Consider the following 19,258-nt stretch of genomic DNA (forward strand, 5'->3'; position numbering starts at 1 on the left):
CCCCAAGAATAAACGACAAAACCTGCGTGTGAGGCCGTGCAAATGCTTGTGTTCTGGAACAAAAAGCTGGTGTTTCTATCAGTGCCCAAGACCGGGACAACCGCAATTGAGGCGGCGCTCGCGCCATTCGCCGACATCGTGGTGTCCAACCCGCCCGAGCTCAAGCACGCGCCGCTCTACCGATACAACCGGTTTTTCCGCCCCATGTTCGAACGGGCCTGCAACACGACCGACCTTGAAACCATGGCCGTTGTGCGCGAACCGATCAGCTGGCTATCAAGCTGGTATCGCTATCGTCAGCGTGATTTCATGAAAGGCCGGCCCAATTCCACCCACGGAATCAGCTTTGATACATTTGTTCAGGACTACATGCGGGGGGATCAACCGCCCCATGCCAATGTGGGCCGACAATCTAAATTCCTTGAACCGCGCCCCAACGGACTGCGCGTAGACCACCTTTTCCGGTATGAGAATCAACCACGACTGCTGGCCTTTCTGGAAGACCGGCTCGGCCACCCTGTGCAAATCGAACGCCACAATATCTCGCCACGCGCCGATCTCGACCTGTCTCCCGAAACCGAGGCACGCTTCCGACGCAAATTCCAGAGCGAGTTCGAACTTTATGAAAGCGTCTCCTGAACCAATCCCACCTGCTCCTGAACCGCTTTCGTGAGATCGGACAGGGAAAACGGCTTTGGAAGAAAGCTCGAGTTCTCGATCTGTGACTGATCATCTGAGAAGCTGTCCTCAGCATAACCCGACACAAAAATCACCGGCGTCTGCGGATAATCACGGCGCGCCTTGCGCACCCAGCCAGGACCGTCCAGCCCCGGCATGATCACATCCGTTACAAAAAGATCAACGACCGGCGCCTCGTTTTCGAGCAGTTCCAGTGCCTCCTCCCCGGAACCGGCCTCCAGAACGGTAAAGCCTCGCAGCCGCAGGGCGCGCGACGCAAACGAGCGCACAGGTGCCTCGTCTTCTACCAACAGAACGACGCCGTCCTTCTGGGCCGAATACGCGTTGGGTTCGGGGCGCTCGGCCGGTGGTGCCGCAACTTCTGAACCACTGAATTCATGAACGGGAAACAACAGCGTAAAGGTCGTGCCGATCCCGATCGTGCTATCGACAAAGATATACCCGCCCGTCTGCTTCACGATGCCATAGGCCGTGGAGAGCCCCAGCCCCGTGCCTTCACCGGTGCGCTTGGTGGTGTAGAAGGGTTCAAACACCTTCTGCAGCTTGTCGGGCGCGATTCCTGTTCCGTCATCCGCAACCCTGACGCTGACATACTCCCCCTTGGGCACCGTCACGCGATCCCGTTCCAGCGGCATGGACAGGACAAGTTTCTCGGTCAGGATACGAATTTCGCCACCGCTAGGCATGGCATCGCGAGCGTTCACCACGAGGTTCATCAGCACCTGTTCGAGCTGCCGCTTGTCAGCGCGGATCGTGGGCAGTTCCGGATCATTGGAGAGAATGAGACTGACCCGCTCCCCCACCAAACGGTTGAGAAGATGCGTCAGGTCCGACAGTGTATTGCGCAGGTCGAGAACCTCGGGCCGCAGATTTTGTTTGCGCGAGAATGCCAGAAGCTGTCCCACCAAGGCCGCCGCGCGATTGGCGTTCTGGTTGATCTGCACGAGATCTCCAAAATCGGGATCACCCTGATCATGTCGCAGCAACAGAAGGTCGCAATGCCCTGATATTGCAGTCAAAAGATTGTTGAAGTCATGCGCCACACCGCCCGCCAGCTGGCCGATTGCCTGCATCTTCTGGCTTTGTACAAACTGCGCTTCAAGGGTCTTGAGTTCGGTCGCGTCGCTGAGCACCGCAATCAGCGAACTGGTATCACCCTCAACAACACGATTCAGGCCCACCTGCACAAAAACTTCCCGGTCTCCCCGCTTCAACCGAAGGAATTCCGAATGATTCGATCCGTACCCGGCCGCGGCTTCGTTCAGCCAATCCCGGATCGACCGCCCCAAACCCTCCATTAGATCGCCAACGTTGGTCTCCGAATCTATTTCCATATGGATCAAGCGGCGCGCGGCTCGGTTGGCCATCTCAACCCGCCCGTCCCTGCGCACCTTGAGCAAGGCCACCGGCAATTCATCGAACTGGATCACGCCTTTTTGCACGGTCGGCACTTCGGTGGGCAGAAGATAGATGGAGCGCCGCCCCTCGGCCTGATCGAATGCCCCGACCAGACATTGCCTTTCTCCGCCAGCCGTCATGACCGTCCGCGTATCCGCCTGATCGAGTGCCGCGTCGCTCAGCACCTGCGAGACATGCGTCTTTTCCTCACCCAGAAGCGCCCGTGCCGCCGTATTCATGAACAGGATGTCGCCGGTGGCTTTCACGCTCAACGCTGGCACCTGAGCCAGTTCGCCTTCACCGCCATGATCGCTCCGAAGTTTCTCTGTCGTCATCGACCAGCAAAACAAAGAGCGTTCAATCGGGTAAACAGTTACCCGTAGAATATTGTTTTGAAGACTAAATTTCTGCTCTGTAAACTCATGTGAACAACTGTCTTGAAGCAAGTCGGACACCACATCACCGCGACCGACAAGCAGGTGATCGAACAACAGGCGCATATTGGGCACATCCGGCAACGCGCCGAAAAGGGTGATGGCCTTTGGGTTTGCGTAAAGAATGTCCCCCGATGCGGTACTAAGCCAGCGCGCTTCGGGGTCGTGCAGCATCATCGTACGAAACGATGCGACGTCGCGCGCCCTGCGCCATCGTGCCCATCCACGTGCACCGGTGGTCCCCATTAGTAGAAAGCCAAGCACACTGCCCACAAGAAGGAACACATCGCGCACAGAACCCTGCCCCAGGATCGCGGCCATGGCCAGCGCCCCAAGACCGGTCGCGATCAACGCGCCGGAAATGCGCCACATCCCATCCGTGGCGCCGATCACCTGTTCTGAAACTGATCGAGACACCTGTGAACCCGTGTCCTTGTACAACCTTGTTTGCAGCGCAGCGTCGCAAAGGTTGCTTAACAGCAGCTTAACAACATGAAGAACTACTACGGGTTGAATAGTGGGTTAGGAATTTCGCGTCAACACTGCAAAGTAGAACCCGTCGCCATCCCGGCTGACCGGCAATTGGGTTTGCGTCTTACAGCGCCAACCTTCATGTCTGCTCAGGAAATCCTCGATCTGATCCCTGTTTTCCTGTGGCAGCACCGAACAGGTGGCATAGGCAAGCACGCCTCCCTTGGCGACCATTTCAGACGCCGTGTGCAGAATACCGGCCTGGATACCGGCAAGTCGGTCCAGGTCCGCCGGTTGAAACCGCCATTTCGCGTCCGGCGTGCGGCGCCATGTTCCGCTGCCCGAACAGGGCACGTCACATAGTACAAGATCATAGGGGGCCTGCCCTGCGGGCGACTTGATTTGCGTCACCGCCACGCCTGCCCGGTCCGCGCGTGCAGGCAGATCGCGCATACGCCCGGGATCAGCATCATGGGCGAAAAACCGCGCCTTTGTCCGTCCGGCCATGGCCAGAACTTTGCCCCCGCCCCCGGCGCAATAGTCCAGAACGCGCATATCATCTTCGAGCGGAAGCGCGGCAACGGCCGCCTGGCTCGACGCATCCTGCAATTCCACAAGACCGTCGCGGTAGGCGGCGCTCTGCGCGACCTTGCGCGCGCCGCTTTCCACGATCAGGGCCGTTGCTGCGAGGTCGCTTTCTCGCGTCTCGATGCCCTCGCTCTGCAGTTTTTGCCGAGCCGACTCTACGCTTCCTTTGCGCAGGTTCACCCGAAGCGCCACCGGCGCGCGCATACGCAAATGGTCAAGACTGGTCTCAAACGACGGTCCAAGGCCAGAACTCATGAAAGGCAGAATCCACTCCGGCACATCTGCGGGATTTTCACCATCATTATCAGACACTTCGCCATCGCTCAGCGTGGCAGGAGCATAGGTCTGACCGGTAAAAACCGTCGGGATGTCCACGCCATCCTGACGCAGGACCCCGATCATCAGCCCGCGCCCCGTCAGGCTGCCGCCCCGCGCTGCCGCAGTGTTGCGGCGGCGCAGCGCGTCAAAGACATGATCGCGCACCGCCGCGCGGTCCTTCGACCCGGCAAACCGGCTTCGCCGCGCCCAGCCCGTAAGCGCCTTTTCCGCCGGTGTCCCTGCCAGAATGTCGTCCAGAAGCTCAATCGCCGTCTGAACCCGCGCCGCCGGTGTCATCAGCCGATCCGGTAGTTCGGGCTCTCGCGGGTGATCTGAACGTCATGCACGTGGCTTTCCTTGAGCCCCGCCCCCGTGATCTTGACGAACTGGCAATTACTGCGCATGTCCGCGACCGTGGCGTTCCCTGTATACCCCATTGCAGCGCGCAAACCGCCCACCAGCTGATGAATCACCGTGCCTGCCGGGCCCTTGTAGGGCACCTGTCCCTCGATGCCTTCCGGCACGAGCTTGTCGCTGGCCGCGTCCTTCTGGAAATAGCGATCCGCCGAACCGCGTGCCATCGCCCCAAGCGAGCCCATGCCACGGTAGCTCTTGAAGCTACGCCCTTGATACAGAATGACTTCTCCCGGGCTTTCATCCGTACCCGCGATCATCGAGCCAACCATGGCACAGCTTGCTCCGGCTGCAATCGCCTTGGCAAAGTCACCCGAGAACTTGATCCCGCCATCGGCAATCACCGGCACATCCCCGGCCGCCTTGGCGCAATCGCTGATTGCGGTAAGCTGCGGCACGCCGACACCGGCCACCATGCGCGTCGTACAGATCGAGCCCGGCCCGATCCCCACCTTGACCGCATCGGCCCCTGCATCAATCAGCGCGCGGGTGGCTTCGCTGGTGGCCACGTTGCCCGCGATGACCTGCACTTGGTTCGATTGCGCCTTGATCCGTTTTACGGCTTCGATCACGCCTTCGGAATGGCCATGCGCGGTGTCGACCACCACGATATCCACGCCCGCATCGATCAATGCTTCAGAGCGTTCAAAGCCGGAATCCCCAACCGAGCTTGCCGCCGCCACCCGCAGTCGGCCCAGATCGTCCTTGCAGGCGGTCGGGTTCAGCACGGCTTGTTCCGTATCCTTGAGCGTCAGAAGCCCGGTCAGCTTGCCCTTGCCGTTATGCACCAGCAGCTTTTCGATCCGGCGCGCCCGCATCAGGCTCTTGGCTTCCTCAAGGTCCGCCGGTTCCGCCAGCATCGCCAGATCATTGCTCGTCATCATCGCATGCACGGGCGTGTCATCCGAGCTGGCAAAGCGCATGTCGCGGTTGGTCACGATGCCAACCACATGGCCCTTGTCATCCACCACCGGGAAGCCCGTGAAGTTGTACCGCTCGATCAGCGCCTTGGCGTCGGCCAGCGTCTGATCCGCACGCAGCGTGACGGGGTTGTAGACGATGCCCGATTCAAACCGTTTCACCCGGCGCACTTCGCGGGCCTGTGCCTCGACATCAAGGTTCTTGTGGATCACGCCCATGCCCCCGGCCTGTGCCATGGCAATCGCCATGCGGCTCTCGGTGACGGTGTCCATCGCCGAGCTCAGAAGCGGGATATTCAATGCGATGGATTTTGTCACATGAGTGCGCGTATCCGCCGTTGACGGCAACACCGCCGACGCAGCTGGAACAAGCAGAACATCATCGAAAGTAAGCGCCTCACGAATCTCCATCACACATCTCCTTGGGGGAACCTCGTTTGACGCCTCCCTATTACATGGGCGTGCCCTGTGGAAAACCCCTAAATCGCCCCTTGCCTGCGCGCATGGGGGGCATCCGGGCCCAAAATTGTGGGATTGGCACGATTGATGCCGCTTACAGAGCAAACTGTGCCGCGCCTTGCCTTTCCCCTGCCTCCACGCCAGATATGGTCGAAACACGCGAACAGAAACCACATATCCAAGGACCGTTCCATGAGCAGTGATCCCCTCGTGATCTTCACGCCTTCGGGCAAGCGTGGGCATTTCCCGGTTGGCACCCCGATCCTCACCGCCGCCCGTCAGCTTGGCGTCGATCTGGACTCGGTCTGTGGTGGCCGTGGCATCTGCTCCAAATGCCAGATCACCCCGTCTTATGGCGAGTTTCCCAAGCATGGCGTGACGGTACATGACAACGCGCTTTCCGAATGGAACGCCGTGGAAGAACGCTATGACCAAAAACGCGGCCTGCCCAAGGGGCGGCGCCTGGGCTGTCAGGCGACGGTTCAAGGCAATGTCGTGATCGACGTCCCCCCCGAAAGCCAGGTCCACAAACAAGTGGTGCGCAAACGCGCCGAAGCGCGCGACATCACCCTCGATCCAACCGTGCACCTGACCTATGTCGAAGTCGTCGAACCGGACATGCACAAACCCTCGGGCGACCTTGAACGCCTGCTGCAGGCGCTGCAGGTCGCCACGGGCGAGACCCATATAGAACTCGACACCCATCTCCTGCGGCCGCTGCAGCCGATCCTGCGCAAGGGCAACTGGACTGTGACCGCCGCCATTCACCGCGCCCGCGACGGGGCCACCCCGCGCGTGATCGCGCTCTGGCCCGGCTATTTCGACGGCCCGGTTTACGGTCTGGCCGTGGATCTTGGTTCGACCACCATTGCGGGGCACCTCTGCAACCTCTCCACCGGCGAAGTCGTCGCCTCTTCCGGCCTGATGAACCCCCAAATCCGATTTGGCGAAGACCTGATGAGCCGGGTCTCCTATGCGATGATGAACAAGGGCGGCGATCTTGAGATGACCGAGGCCGTGCGCGCCGGTCTCAACCAGCTTGTCACCGACATCGCGTCCGAGGCCGGGGCCGACAAATCGCAGATCCTCGACGCGGTCTTTGTCATGAACCCGGTCATGCATCACCTCTTCCTTGGCATCGACCCGTTCGAACTCGGTCAGGCGCCCTTCGCGCTGGCCACCTCTGATGCGCTGTCGCTGAACGCCACAGAGATTGGTCTCGACATCGCACCGGGCACCCGCGCCTATATCCTGCCCTGTATCGCGGGCCATGTCGGTGCCGATGCTGCGGGCGTCGCGCTCTCCGAGGCGCCCGACAGGTCCGAAGACCTTGTCCTCGTGGTCGATGTCGGCACCAACGCGGAAATCCTTCTGGGCGACCGCAACGGGGTTCAGGCCTGTTCCTCGCCCACCGGCCCTGCCTTTGAAGGTGCGCAGATCAGCGCCGGACAGCGCGCCGCCCCCGGCGCCATCGAGCGCGTGGAAATCGACCCCGTGACCAAGGAACCCCGGTTCCGTATCATTGGCGTCGACCTCTGGTCAGACGAAGACGGGTTTGACGCCGCCATCGGCGCCACGGGTGTGACCGGGATTTGCGGTTCGGGCATTATCGAGGTCATCGCAGAAATGCGCATGGCAGGGATTGTCGACGCCAGCGGCTTGATCGGTTCGGCCGAGCAAACCGGCACCCCGCGCTGTTTCGCGGACGGGCGCACGCATTCCTATCGTCTGTGGGATGGTGACGCCGATCACGGCCCCATCACCATCACCAATGGCGACATTCGTGCGATCCAGATGGCCAAGGCCGCGCTCTATTCGGGCGCGCGCCTGCTGATGGACAAGCGCGGTGTTGATACCGTGGATCGCGTGGTGCTGGCCGGTGCGTTCGGCGCACATATCTCTGCCAAGCACGCGATGGTTCTGGGCATGATCCCCGATTGCCCGCTCGACAAGGTCACGTCCGCAGGCAACGCCGCCGGAACCGGCGCGCGTATCGCGCTTCTGAACCGCGCGGCGCGCACGCAAATCGAAACCCTCGTGCGCAAGATCGAAAAAGTCGAAACCGCCGTCGAGCCGCGCTTCCAGGAGCATTTTGTGAATGCCTCGGCCATGCCCAACGCGGTTGAACCCTACCCCGTGCTGCGCAGCGTCGTGAGCCTGCCCGAACCGAGCTTCAACACCGGTGGCAGCGGCGAGGCCGCAGGAGGCGGACGTCGACGCCGTCGGCGTGGCTGACACGCGCCACCACGACCAGATCAGGGTGACAAACAGGCGGCCTCACGCACAAGCGTTGACGCCGCCTTCTTCTACCGCGCGCCACGGTAACGCCGGGATTTCACCGATCCGATACCGACGTGAAACCGACGCGATACCGAGCCGCCATTTTCCCCTTTTTCCAGAGTGTTAACCTTCGATTCGCACCCAAATCGGGAAAGCGTGTATTTTCCCCGCTTGACCCCCGCGCGCGCCTCATTTACCTAAAGCGTCGCTGCGGGTGTAGTTCAATGGTAGAACGGCAGCTTCCCAAGCTGCATACGAGGGTTCGATTCCCTTCACCCGCTCCAACCCTCCCCAAATTCGGATCACCACGTCACCGACCGCGTGCGGTTTGGTCATGGCTCAATGCACAAAGCTCAGAACATGCGCCAGAAGAGCACGCGTTGACGCACTGGTCCCTTCCGGAGGTGCCATTCCCGCCATTGCCGGAACAAGCCCCCCGGCCAGCTCCTTGCCCAGTTCCACCCCCCACTGGTCAAAGGAATTGATCCCGTAGATCACCCCTTCAACAAACACGCGATGCTCATACAAGGCGATGATTTGCCCAAGAACATAAGGGTTTAGCTTGGGATAGACCAAGGTTGTCGACGGGCGGTTGCCCGGAAAGACCTTGTGTTTGGCCAACCTCTCAACCTCCGGTCCCGTCACGCCCTGCGCAACCAACTGCGCGCGGGCTTCCGCTTCGCTGCGCCCCTTCAGAAGCGCCTCGGACTGGGCAAGGCAATTGGCGACAAGCGCGCGGTGATGTTCGGCCAATGCAGGTTCATGCCCCTGCGCGCCGACAAGGAATTCGCACGGCACCACCTGCTGGCCCTGATGAATGAGCTGATAAAAGGCGTGTTGCCCGTTGGTGCCAGGTTCGCCCCAGACAATCGGTCCGGCAACATCCGGAAGAGTCTCGCCATTCATGGCGACACGCTTGCCGTTGGACTCCATCTCGAGCTGCTGCAGATAGGCTGGAAGCCGCGCAAGCCTTTGTTCATAAGGCAAAACTGCACGCGTGGGATACCCGCAAACCTGTTGGTTCCACAATCCGACAAGCGCCAGCAGAACCGGCATATTCTCTGCGAATGGCGCGGTTTGGAAATGCTGGTCCATCGCCTCTCCGCCGTCGAGAAACCCTTCAAAGGCGGCGGGACCAATGGCCAGCATCAATGACAACCCGATCGGTCCCCAAACCGAAAACCGCCCACCGACCCAATCGCCAAATCCGAAAACCCGCTCTTCGGGAATGCCGAACTCCTGACACTTGTCGACCGCCGTGGAGATGGCGACAAACCGCTTCAATGCCTTGTCCCCACCGGCCCATTGCAGCGCCGATCGGGCGTTCAGCATGGTTTCCTGCGTGGTGAACGTCTTGGATGCCACGATGAACAGCGTCGTTTCGGGGTCCAGCGGTGCAAGCGTATCCGTCAGGTCGGCCCCATCTACATTCGAAATGAAATGGCAACGCGGCCCGTCATGATACGGCGCAAGCGCCATCACGGCCATCAGCGGGCCAAGGTCGGACCCCCCGATGCCGATATTGACAACGTCGGTGATGCGCGTGCCGTGACCGGGAAAGCTCCCATCCCGCACGGCGCGGCAAAACGTGGCCATTCGCGCGCGGGTCTCCGCGACCTCGGTCAACACATCCACACCGTCGACAAGGACCGGTTCATCATCCCGTCGGCGCAGCGCTGTGTGCAACACTGCACGGTCTTCGGTTTTGTTGATCCTTTCACCACGGAACATGGCATCCCGACACGCCGCAACACCCGCCTCTTGCGCTAAGGCGATCAAACTCGCCCGCGCGGGCCCGTCAATCGTGGTTTTTGAATAGTCGAACCAAAGACCATCAGAACACACAGTGAAATCCGCCGCTCGGTTCGGATTGAGTCCAAACAGGTCGCTTATCTTTGTTTCCACAGCACCAGCACGCAGATCCTCAAATGCTTTCCACATGGTATCACACCGTCCAGTGAACATTTGCACCATCCAGAACGGATTGTATCGGCGCCTCCTTGGCCCGCAACTTGCGCGCCTTTTCAAGCGCAATGCGCTTGTCCTCGCCTTGAATCAACAGGTGTTTGCGCATCGCCCCGTCGAGCACACGCGCGGACAGAGTTACGCGCGTCTCAGGCAGGTCCTCGCGCCGCACCGGCACGAGGATCGGTGCATTCTCGGACAAAGCTTTTTCAAGCCCCTGTGCCTTGGGAAACAAAGACGCCGTGTGCATGTCCGCACCCATTCCCAAGAGCGCCACCGCAAGGGGCAGCTTTGGGGCAATCATGGCCTCCAGCTCCGCCAACACGTCTTCGGGCTGCAGGGCTGATGCATAAAGCGGCAGGAACCGTGCCGCCATCGCGCGATTGACCAGCAATCGCTCCTTGATCAACCGGGCATTGGATCGCGGATTGATTTCCGGCACCCATCGCTCATCCGTCGGGCAAATATCCACCCTCTCCCAATCCAGATCCGCCACGCTCAGCGCATCGAATACCGGACCCGGCGTCGTTCCGCCGGGTACCGCGAACAGGACCCTGTCCTCGTGATGCAGTGCTTCGCTCAGATCGTTGGCAAGCGCGCTGGCCACATCCATAACCAGCATGTCGAAATCGGGATATTCCTTGAAGATCAATGCTTCATACCTCTCCATTCGCGCCCGTCCCGTCGCATCAACATGGCTGCATCGTCCGGTCCGGCGGAAAATGAATCATATGGCTTGGGGGCGTCGCCACGCGCTTCCCAGCCGCGAATGATCGGATCCGTCCAGGCCCAGGCCGCCTCGACCTCATCGTTGCGCATGAACAGGGTCTGGTTGCCCCGGATCACGTCCATGATCAGCCGCTCATAAGCATCCGGAGAATCCGCATCCGGTCCCAGCGCTTCGGCAAAACTCATGTCCAGCGGCACGTCGATCAACCGCATTCCCCCTGGCCCCGGTTCCTTGATCGTCACCCCAAGGGTGATGCCTTCGTCGGGCTGCAACTGAATGGTCAACTCGTTTCGATGGCGCCCGGCCTCGGGGCCAAAAATCGAATGCGGCGTATCCTTGAACACCACCGTGATTTCGCTGTCACGCTCCTTTAACCTTTTTCCGGTACGAAGGTAAAACGGCGTTCCTGCCCATCGCCAATTGTTCAGATGGCATTTCAACGCGATGAAACTCTCGGTTTTCGACCGCGGGTTATCCACGTCCTCGCGATAGCTGGAATGCCCGTCCGCTGCCGTGTACTGACCACGTACGATATGGTGCGGCTGTACCACGTCAAGCGCGCGGATCACCTTGAGTTTCTCGTCGCGCACCGCGTCCGGCTCGAACATCGAGGGCGGCTCCATCGCCGTCAGGCACAACAGCTGCATCAGGTGGTTTTGCATCATGTCCCGCATGGCGCCAGCGTTTTCATAATATTCGCCACGCCCGCGCACCCCAACGGTTTCGGCCACGGTGATCTGGACATGGTCGATATACTGCGCATTCCAGAGCGGTTCGAAAAGCATGTTGCCAAACCGCACAACCATCAGGTTTTGCACGGTTTCCTTGCCAAGGTAATGGTCGATCCGGTAGATTTGGCTTTCCTCGAAATGCTGCGACAGCTCGCGGTTGAGCGCCCGTGCCGAATCCAGATCGTGACCAAAGGGTTTCTCGACCACGATCCGGGTATTGGCATTGACCAACCCATGCCGGTGCAGCCGTTGCGACAAATCCGAAAACAGGCTCGGCCCAACGGAATAGTAAAAAGCACACACCCGGTTGGGCACCATCATGTCCGACAGCGTGTCCCAACCCTGATCCCCCCGGGCATCTATCGCAACATAGGTCAGTTTTTCGCAGAACGCATCGACCGCCGATCTGTCGAGCGCAGCCTCTCCTCCAAACTCTGACAATGCCCCGCGTACGAATTCACAATAAGCCGCCGCGTCCATCTCGGTGCGTGCAGCGCCGATCAGGCGCGACCCCCGGGGCATCTGCCCGGCGCAAAAGCGCTTGAACAAGGCCGGAAGGATCTTGCGCTGGGCAAGGTCGCCCGTGCCTCCAAACACGACCAGATCGAACGTGTCGACCGGGATGATACGCGATGCCATTGCCCCGCCCTATTTTGCGGCCCCGATTGGAGCAGATTTCGTTAGCGCTAACGAACGCTCTATCATGTCGATCTTATCATCGCAACCGCGCATCACAACTCTGTCAGGCTCCGTCAAAGCAGTTTTCCTGCTGCAGCGAATTGGATAGGAAACCATAACGCAGTGGAAAGACAAACCCGTGAAAGATCAGGCGAATACCGCAAAATTCCTGGATCCCTTCGTAACGGCGAATGGTGATACCCGTGCGCAGGTTGCGCTGTCCAACCCGGAAACGCTTTGGTTTAACACCGGGACCTTGTGCAATATCGAATGTGAGAACTGCTATATTCTGAGTTCTCCCACGAATGACGCGCTTGTGTACCTGACAGCCGAAGAGGTGACCGATTATCTTGATCAGCTCGAACATCGCGGCTGGAACGTGCGCGAGATCGGGTTTACTGGCGGCGAACCCTTTATGAATCCCGAAATGATCGAGATGACGCGCCGCGCGCTTGAGCGGGGATATGACGTTCTGGTCCTGACCAATGCCATGCAGCCCATGATGCGCAAACGGGTCAGGGCCGGGCTTCTGGAATTGCGGGACACGTTCGCGGACAAGCTCACTTTGCGTGTCTCCGTTGATCACTGGACGGAAGAGCTGCATGACAAGGAACGCGGCGCAGGCAGTTTCGCGCGCACGATCGAGGGCATGAACTGGCTACGCGACAACGGGTTCCGCATGACTGTCGCCGGACGCACAGTCTGGGGGGAAGACGATGGCGCAGCGCGAGAGGGCTATGCACGTCTCTATGCCGAGCAAAAATACGAGATCGACGCCAACAACCCGGCCACGACCGTGCTGTTTCCGGAGATGGACGAAACCGTGGAAGTTCCTGAAATCACAACGGCTTGTTGGGGGATTCTCAACAAGTCACCAGAGGACGTGATGTGCGCATCTTCGCGCATGGTTGTACGCCACAAGGGCGCGGACGGACCCTCGGTGATTGCTTGCACGCTGTTGCCCTACGATCCGCAATTCGACCTTGGGGCTACTCTTGAAGACGCCGAGCGCCCGGTGCAGCTCAACCACCCGCATTGCGCCAAGTTCTGCGTACTGGGTGGGGCCTCCTGTTCAGCCTGACAACCGGCTCAAAGCCTGATGACATGCCCGTCACGCGGATTGGCCTTACCGCGGGCCAGGGCGTCGTACACTTCCGCCGCAGCGTTCAACCCTGAGTGATCGCGCAGGTCCAGCCAGGAACTGGCATCCTCGGCAATGCGTTTCCAGGCTTCAGAAATACGGCCTTCGATAACGCCCGGCCCCCAATCGGCTCGGCGTTTTTCAATCTGAGACGGGGCAAAAAAGAACTCCGGTTTTGGGCCAGCAAGCGCCTGTTTCGGCTGGAACTGGTCCCAGTGGCTGGTCCCGACAGCACTGGAATGGCGCAAGTCCTTGTCCAGATGCGTGTGAAGACGCGTCTTGACCGCAGCATTTCCGGCCATGTCCACATAAACGGACGGAACCTGTTCTAGCTGTTCAATGTCGTCATAGCTCAGCACTGTGTCACAGGCGCCCAACCCCTCGACAAAAGCCTTGTTACTCGCCGATGTCAGCCCGACGATCTTTACCGGGGGTGGCGTCAACTCGGCCAGAAACTTGCACAGACCCAGCCCTGTCTTGGATGAAGCACTTCCGATAACAACCTGTTCCGAATTAAAAAATGCATTGTCCTCCAACCAGTCGCAAAGCAGGTAAGAGGTTGCCAGCAAGGGTTGCAACAGCGCCTGAAGCCCCTCGTCCCGCGCAGATTTTTCCCGGCTGCGCACATATCGGTTATAGACCGGTGGCAGGTTTGCGCGATGCGTGGCTGCATCCACAATCACTGCCTCCCCAACCGCCTCGGGCGAGATCACCAACTCCTCGGCCATCGGAAAAAATCCGTAGAGACGTTCGCCCACGGCCACTGTATCCGTTCGGCTTTCCACCACTTCGGCGAAGCCCCAAACCGGCACCAGCCCTTTGCCCGCAACTCCGCTTGGGAAGAACTTCCAATAACCGATCACAAAGCCAGTCGCCGCATATGTCACGTTATTCGCCGTCAGCGCAAACCGCCGCAGGGCCAAACGCGCCTGCCCGTTTTCCAATGGCGTCTGGCCCACTTCATCCATGGTCGTGGTCTTGATCTCGGCCTGGTCTATCAGAATGCGTTTCATGCGGCGCGCTCCCCTGTTGCTGGTCGTCACAGCATAGGCCGTCCGCACCCGCCTCCCAAACGCGTGTTCCCGCCGCTACGCCACGTCACGAGTCAGTTAAGCTCAGGCGAGCGCCAATATTTCGTCCCCTCGGCGGTGGCCCCTACGCGCCACCCCTTCTTGCTGGGAAAAAAGAACGATCGCCCGTCAACAAAACGCATGTTTCCATCGCTGCGGTCTTCACCGGACATGGTTTCTCCCCCGGCGCTGGCATCCAGTCCGTTGACCACGAAATCCTCGAAATCCGCCGGGGTTTCGAACAGGATCACGAACTGGTTGACGAATCCGCCGATCCCGATCGCCGCGCCCACACCGCCGCTGCTCATGTTCATGTAGGTGCGTTCGCCCTTGGGTAGGGTTACGGCAACGCCCCGCCCGTACCCGGCTGTTACGGGAAACACGGTGACACGTCGGGAATCGAACACCGCGTAACCGGCACTTTGGTCGTAAAGCGCCCTGGCCTTGGCATTCTCGGTCAGCAACCGCGCCATGATGCTTTCGGAAGACGCATCCAGCCGTGCACGGGTGGCTTCGGGCGTTTCCTCGTTCGAAATCAGCTCCCCTGTCGAATCGAGCGTCTTCCCAACGGCGTCCGCGCCATCGCTGACAGTGTTCCCCACCGCTTCGGCGCCCTTGCCGATGGCCTCACCGGTTTCCTTGGCACCCTTCTTGATCTTCTGCCACGCGGTTTCCGCCTGACCGGGCCCGCACAGACCAACCGCGAGGGCGCAACCTAGAAGTCTTTTCCACATTTATTTCATCCACTCCATCTCCGCAAACATCAGAGCATAGGAAGCGGTTTCTGAAAAGCGGCGCGTCAGTGTATTCGAAATTCACCCACCACATTGCGCCATTCTCCGACAGCCACCAACTTGCGGTGTGTGAACCTGACGGAATGCAGTGGACCTTCCAGCTCGCGCTGCCAGAATTCGATGAATTCAAACAACTTGGGATGGTCCGGCGCAAGATCGTACTCCTGCCAGATATAGCTGTTGAGAACATGAATGTGGTCCGGCATATGATAAAAGAACTCTGCCGTAGTCAGCCCATATCCTTTGAGCATCATTTCCGTTTCGGACATCTCCATTCTGTGCGCCTCCTTTTGCTCGTACACATAGGATGGCGCGACAAGATTTAATTTTCAATAAAAACAGACTATTAGCACTATTCATCGACCGGTGCTAATACTCTCGGACTTGTGCCATTGCACCCCATATCCTGCCTCTGATATAGTTTTCCCAACAACATATGGACCGCCACAAAGAAGCGAGCACAGGACTTGAGCGACACGCCGGAAACCCCTGAAAACGAAGACGAAAATCCAGTTCACGAGCGGATGGTGCACGACGGCCCGACGGTCACGATCGAAGAGGAAATGCGCGCGTCCTATCTCGACTACGCCATGAGCGTGATCGTAAGCCGCGCGATCCCCGATCTGCGCGACGGGCTGAAACCCGTGCACCGGCGTATTCTGTACGCGATGCACGAAACCAACAACGCGCACGACAAGCCTTACCGCAAGTCGGCGCGCCCGGTTGGTGACGTCATGGGTAAATACCACCCGCATGGCGACAGCGCGATCTATGACGCGCTTGTGCGCATGGCACAGGACTTCTCCATGTCCCTGCCGCTTCTGGATGGTCAGGGCAACTTTGGCTCGATGGATGGCGATAACCCGGCAGCCATGCGTTATACCGAGGTCCGCATGGACAAACCGGCAGCGTTCATGCTGGCCGACATCGAGAAAGAAACCGTCGATTTTCAAGACAACTATGACGGCAAGGACCGCGAGCCAACCGTGCTGCCGGCGCGTTTTCCCAACATGCTGGTCAACGGCGCAGGGGGCATTGCCGTCGGCATGGCAACCAACATTCCGCCGCACAACCTTGGCGAAGTAGTCGATGCAACGCTTGCCCTGATCGACGATCCCGACCTGACCAGCGAGCAACTGATCCAGTTTGTTCCGGGCCCCGACTTCCCGACCGGCGGGATTCTTCTGGGTCGTTCGGGCGCGCGCAAAGCCTATCTTGAAGGCCGTGGCAGCGTGATTATCCGTTCGAAAACCCGCGTGGAGGAAATTCGCAAGGACCGCTACGCGATTGTCATCGACGAGATCCCTTACCAGGTGAACAAGGCTTCGATGATTGAAAAAATCGCCGAAGCCGCGCGCGACAAGCGGATCGAAGGCATTGCCCATGTTCAGGACGAATCCGACCGTCATGGCGTGCGCGTTGTGGTCGAGCTGAAGCGCGATGCGACCGCCGAGGTGGTGCTGAACCAACTGTTCCGCTTCACGCCGATGCAAACCCATTTCGGCTGTAACATGCTGGCATTGAATGGCGGGCGGCCTGAACAGCTGACGCTCCGCCGGTTCCTGACCTCATTTATTGATTTCCGGGAAGAAGTGGTCGCGCGCCGGACCGCGCATGACCTGCGCAAGGCCCGTGAACGCAGCCATATCCTCTGTGGTCTGGCCGTCGCCGTGTCGAACGTGGACGAAGTTGTGGCCACGATCCGGTCGTCTGCCGACGCCGCCGAGGCGCGCCGGCGCCTGATGGAACGTCGCTGGCCAGCTGGCGACATCGTGCCATATCTCAAGCTGATTGATGATCCGCTGCACCCAGTGAACGACGATGGTACGTACAACCTGTCTGAAACACAGGCCCGCGCCATTCTGGAACTGCGCCTTCAGCGCCTGACCCAACTTGGGGTCAAGGAAGTCACCGACGAGCTCGAGGACCTGGCAGGCAAGATCAAGGAATACCTCGAAATTCTCGGGTCGCGCGAACGCATCATGGGCCTGATTGCCGACGAACTGCGCGAAGTGCGCGACCAGTTCGCCGTGCCGCGCCGCACCGAGATCGTCGACTGGTCCGGCGACATGGAAGACGAGGACTTGATCGAGCGCGAGGACATGGTCGTGACCGTGACCTCGGGTGGCTATATCAAACGCACGCCGCTGGCCGATTTCCGTGCTCAGAAACGCGGCGGAAAGGGGCTGTCGGGCATGGCGACCAAGGAAGAGGACGTCGTCACGACCCTCTTCGTGGCCAATACCCACACGCAGCTCCTGTTCTTCACGACCGACGGCATGGCTTACAAGCTCAAGACATGGCGCCTGCCGCAGGGCGGACGCACCTCCAAGGGCAAAGCCATCGTCAACATCCTGCCGATCCCGCAGGGAGTGTCCGTGGCGGCGATCATGCCGGTCGACGTCCCCGAAGACGAATGGACAAACCTTCAGATCGTCTTTGCAACATCCGCTGGAACTGTGCGCCGTAATCGCCTGTCAGATTTCACAAATGTGAAGTCGAACGGCAAGATCGCGATGAAGTTCGAGGGCGAACACGAAGCCACCAAGCTGATCAATGCGCGCATCTGTTCGGAAGACGACGATGTCATGCTCGTGACCAACTCGGGGCGCGCGATCCGCTTCCCGACGACCGAGGTGCGCGTTTTCAACAGCCGCGCTTCTGTTGGGGTGCGCGGCATCAAGCTGGCGGGCGACGATGAGGTCGTCTCCATGTCGATCATACGTCATTCGAAATACACACCCGAGCAACGCACCGCCTATCTCAAGATGCGCCGCGCCATGGCGGGTCTGACGGACGATGCCGAAGGTGTGGACGAAGAGGAGGCCATCGCTGACGGATCCGTGGAATTCGACTATGCCGAGATGTCCGCCGCTGAGAACCTGATCCTCACGATCACCTCCGGTGGCGCGGGCAAGCTCAGCTCCAGCCACGACTACCCCGTGCGCGGAAGGGGTGGCCAGGGTGTGGCCGCCATGGACAAGGCCATGCGCGGTGGCGAACTCGTCGCCTCCTTCCCCGTGGAAATGGGCGACCAGATCATGCTCGCGACCTCCAAGGGCCAGTCGATCCGGGTGCCCGTTGATGGCATTTCCTTCCGCTCGCGCAGCGCCGGGGGCGTCAAGGTGTTCAACACCGGTAAGGGCGAAGAAGTCGTGTCGGTCGCATGGATCGCGGAACAATCCGAAGATGACGAAAGTCAAGGCGACGGGTCAAACGAAAGCTGACAAGACGGGGGCATTCACAGCCCCCTGTTTTCTTTGGAGATCTCGCATGAAACACAGCCTCCTTTCCCTTGCCCTCGCCGGCGCGAGCTTCTGTGCCTTTCCCGTGATGGCCGACGAAGTTTCAGGCGCGGAACTGCTGACCACGATCAGCGGCCGGAGCTACGACTGTGTTCAGGGGGAAATCCCGCTGGAATGGCATGTCTCGGAAATTTCACCTGATGCCACCACCGTGGGCTACACGGCGGTTGTTCGTGGAAAGACCGTGGAAGCCGAATACGAGATCACCTCCAACGGCCGCCTCAGCTCGGACGGTTATGGTGCGGAACGCATTGTCGAACAAAATCCTGACGGCTCGCTGACTGTGACCCGCGCGGACGGCAAGGCGATGATCTGCATCGCCCGCTAAAGGCTCAGAAAATCACGACGCCCAGCACATAGAGCGCCATGAAAATCACGATCAGCGACCCGATCGTGTAGAAAGTCGCGCGGAACTCGTGGTTCTGGCGGGTGGCATAGCCCACTGCATGCACGGCCCGCGCTGCAACGAACCCGTACATCAAGACCTGCGCCAGCCACAGAGGCGGCGACACCATGACAAACAGAAACCCCGCCATCCAGAAACCGGGTATGTTTTCAAGATCGTTGCGATGCATCCGGCGCGAGCGATCCACGTAGTCGTTGACCTCCAACTGCTCAGGGCGCGGCGACCTGTTCAGGAGGGTTGGACGCAAATCCTCCGGGCTCGCCAATCCGGAATCACTTTTCAACATCCGGTAGACCGTCATCCACCCCTGTCCCATGATCTTCAGCACCATGAGCGCAGAGGCGATTGCATAAGTCACAAAAACCGGGTTCTCCAGACTGATCAGCTGCATGAGGTCTCCTCCCAAGACAACCTTAGCAGACCCGTTTTTCCTTTTGCCAAATATATCCCGGGGAGT

15 protein-coding genes and 1 tRNA gene are annotated in these 19,258 nt (G+C 59.7%); 6 read left to right on the plus strand and 10 right to left on the minus strand.

The features are described 5' to 3' along the window. Positions 1-42 precede the first annotated feature (42 nt). A complete protein-coding gene (locus tag ACS3QZ_RS04775) occupies positions 43-639 on the plus strand; it encodes a sulfotransferase family 2 domain-containing protein (RefSeq protein ID WP_456036800.1) in 597 nt (198 codons plus the stop codon). On the opposite strand, the gene ACS3QZ_RS04780 is transcribed toward ACS3QZ_RS04775, so the two are convergent. The 3 genes from ACS3QZ_RS04780 to guaB form a co-directional block, all read right to left on the minus strand. Beyond that, positions 621-2,903 carry an ATP-binding protein gene (locus ACS3QZ_RS04780; protein ID WP_456039307.1) on the minus strand — a complete coding sequence of 761 codons (2,283 nt, stop codon included), beginning with the start codon at positions 2,901-2,903 and terminating at the stop codon, positions 621-623. The two genes, ACS3QZ_RS04775 and ACS3QZ_RS04780, sit on opposite strands and share 19 nt — an antisense overlap. A 150-nt stretch (positions 2,904-3,053) precedes the next feature. After that, positions 3,054-4,205 carry an RsmB/NOP family class I SAM-dependent RNA methyltransferase gene (locus ACS3QZ_RS04785; protein ID WP_456036801.1) on the minus strand — a complete coding sequence of 384 codons (1,152 nt, stop codon included), beginning with the start codon at positions 4,203-4,205 and terminating at the stop codon, positions 3,054-3,056. Beyond that, complete coding sequence (guaB, locus tag ACS3QZ_RS04790; RefSeq protein WP_456036802.1) at positions 4,205-5,653, minus strand: IMP dehydrogenase; 1,449 nt, start codon at positions 5,651-5,653, stop codon at positions 4,205-4,207. The genes ACS3QZ_RS04785 and guaB overlap by 1 nt, the downstream gene beginning before the upstream one ends. Positions 5,654-5,893: 240 nt before the next feature. On the opposite strand from guaB, the gene ACS3QZ_RS04795 reads away from it, so the two are divergent. Next, entirely contained in the window at positions 5,894-7,936 is a 2,043-nt protein-coding gene (locus ACS3QZ_RS04795) for an ASKHA domain-containing protein (RefSeq protein ID WP_456036803.1), read from the plus strand. A 255-nt stretch (positions 7,937-8,191) separates the two neighbouring features. Further along, positions 8,192-8,265: transfer RNA gene (locus ACS3QZ_RS04800), tRNA-Gly, on the plus strand. Between the two features lie 55 nt (positions 8,266-8,320). Here the strand turns inward: ACS3QZ_RS04800 and pgi are convergent. From pgi to zwf, 3 genes are read right to left on the minus strand one after another with little or no spacing between them, the layout of a single operon-like run. After that, positions 8,321-9,922, minus strand: a complete 1,602-nt coding sequence (gene pgi / locus ACS3QZ_RS04805) for a glucose-6-phosphate isomerase (RefSeq protein ID WP_456036804.1) — start codon at positions 9,920-9,922, stop codon at positions 8,321-8,323. Between the two features lie 4 nt (positions 9,923-9,926). Continuing rightward, positions 9,927-10,616, minus strand: a complete 690-nt coding sequence (gene pgl / locus ACS3QZ_RS04810) for a 6-phosphogluconolactonase (RefSeq protein WP_242654791.1) — start codon at positions 10,614-10,616, stop codon at positions 9,927-9,929. Next, on the minus strand, positions 10,595-12,046 hold the full coding sequence (gene zwf, locus ACS3QZ_RS04815) for a glucose-6-phosphate dehydrogenase (RefSeq protein ID WP_456036805.1): 1,452 nt from the start codon (positions 12,044-12,046) through the stop codon (positions 10,595-10,597). The genes pgl and zwf overlap by 22 nt, the downstream gene beginning before the upstream one ends. A 178-nt stretch (positions 12,047-12,224) precedes the next feature. Here zwf and ACS3QZ_RS04820 point away from each other — a divergent pair, with 178 nt between their 5' ends. Next, positions 12,225-13,166, plus strand: coding sequence for a radical SAM protein (locus ACS3QZ_RS04820; RefSeq protein ID WP_456036806.1), 942 nt, complete (start codon positions 12,225-12,227; stop codon positions 13,164-13,166). Between the two features lie 8 nt (positions 13,167-13,174). Here the strand turns inward: ACS3QZ_RS04820 and ACS3QZ_RS04825 are convergent, their stop codons facing one another. The 3 genes from ACS3QZ_RS04825 to ACS3QZ_RS04835 form a co-directional block, all read right to left on the minus strand. After that, complete coding sequence (locus ACS3QZ_RS04825) at positions 13,175-14,239, minus strand: DUF2855 family protein (protein WP_456036807.1); 1,065 nt, start codon at positions 14,237-14,239, stop codon at positions 13,175-13,177. Positions 14,240-14,331: 92 nt separating this feature from the next. Then, positions 14,332-15,030 carry a lipid-binding SYLF domain-containing protein gene (locus tag ACS3QZ_RS04830; RefSeq protein ID WP_456036808.1) on the minus strand — a complete coding sequence of 233 codons (699 nt, stop codon included), beginning with the start codon at positions 15,028-15,030 and terminating at the stop codon, positions 14,332-14,334. A gap of 65 nt (positions 15,031-15,095) precedes the next feature. Next, on the minus strand, positions 15,096-15,365 hold the full coding sequence (locus tag ACS3QZ_RS04835; protein WP_456036809.1) for an usg protein: 270 nt from the start codon (positions 15,363-15,365) through the stop codon (positions 15,096-15,098). A gap of 192 nt (positions 15,366-15,557) precedes the next feature. Here ACS3QZ_RS04835 and gyrA point away from each other — a divergent pair, with 192 nt between their 5' ends. Both gyrA and ACS3QZ_RS04845 read left to right on the plus strand, forming a co-directional pair. Continuing rightward, entirely contained in the window at positions 15,558-18,317 is a 2,760-nt protein-coding gene (gene gyrA / locus ACS3QZ_RS04840; RefSeq protein WP_456036810.1) for a DNA gyrase subunit A, read from the plus strand. Between the two features lie 46 nt (positions 18,318-18,363). Beyond that, a complete protein-coding gene (locus tag ACS3QZ_RS04845) occupies positions 18,364-18,723 on the plus strand; it encodes a hypothetical protein (protein ID WP_456036811.1) in 360 nt (119 codons plus the stop codon). Between the two features lie 4 nt (positions 18,724-18,727). Here ACS3QZ_RS04845 and ACS3QZ_RS04850 read toward each other — a convergent pair whose 3' ends face one another. Beyond that, entirely contained in the window at positions 18,728-19,192 is a 465-nt protein-coding gene (locus tag ACS3QZ_RS04850; protein ID WP_456036812.1) for an MAPEG family protein, read from the minus strand. Positions 19,193-19,258 lie beyond the last annotated feature (66 nt).

Source organism: Shimia sp. W99, assembly GCF_053851455.3.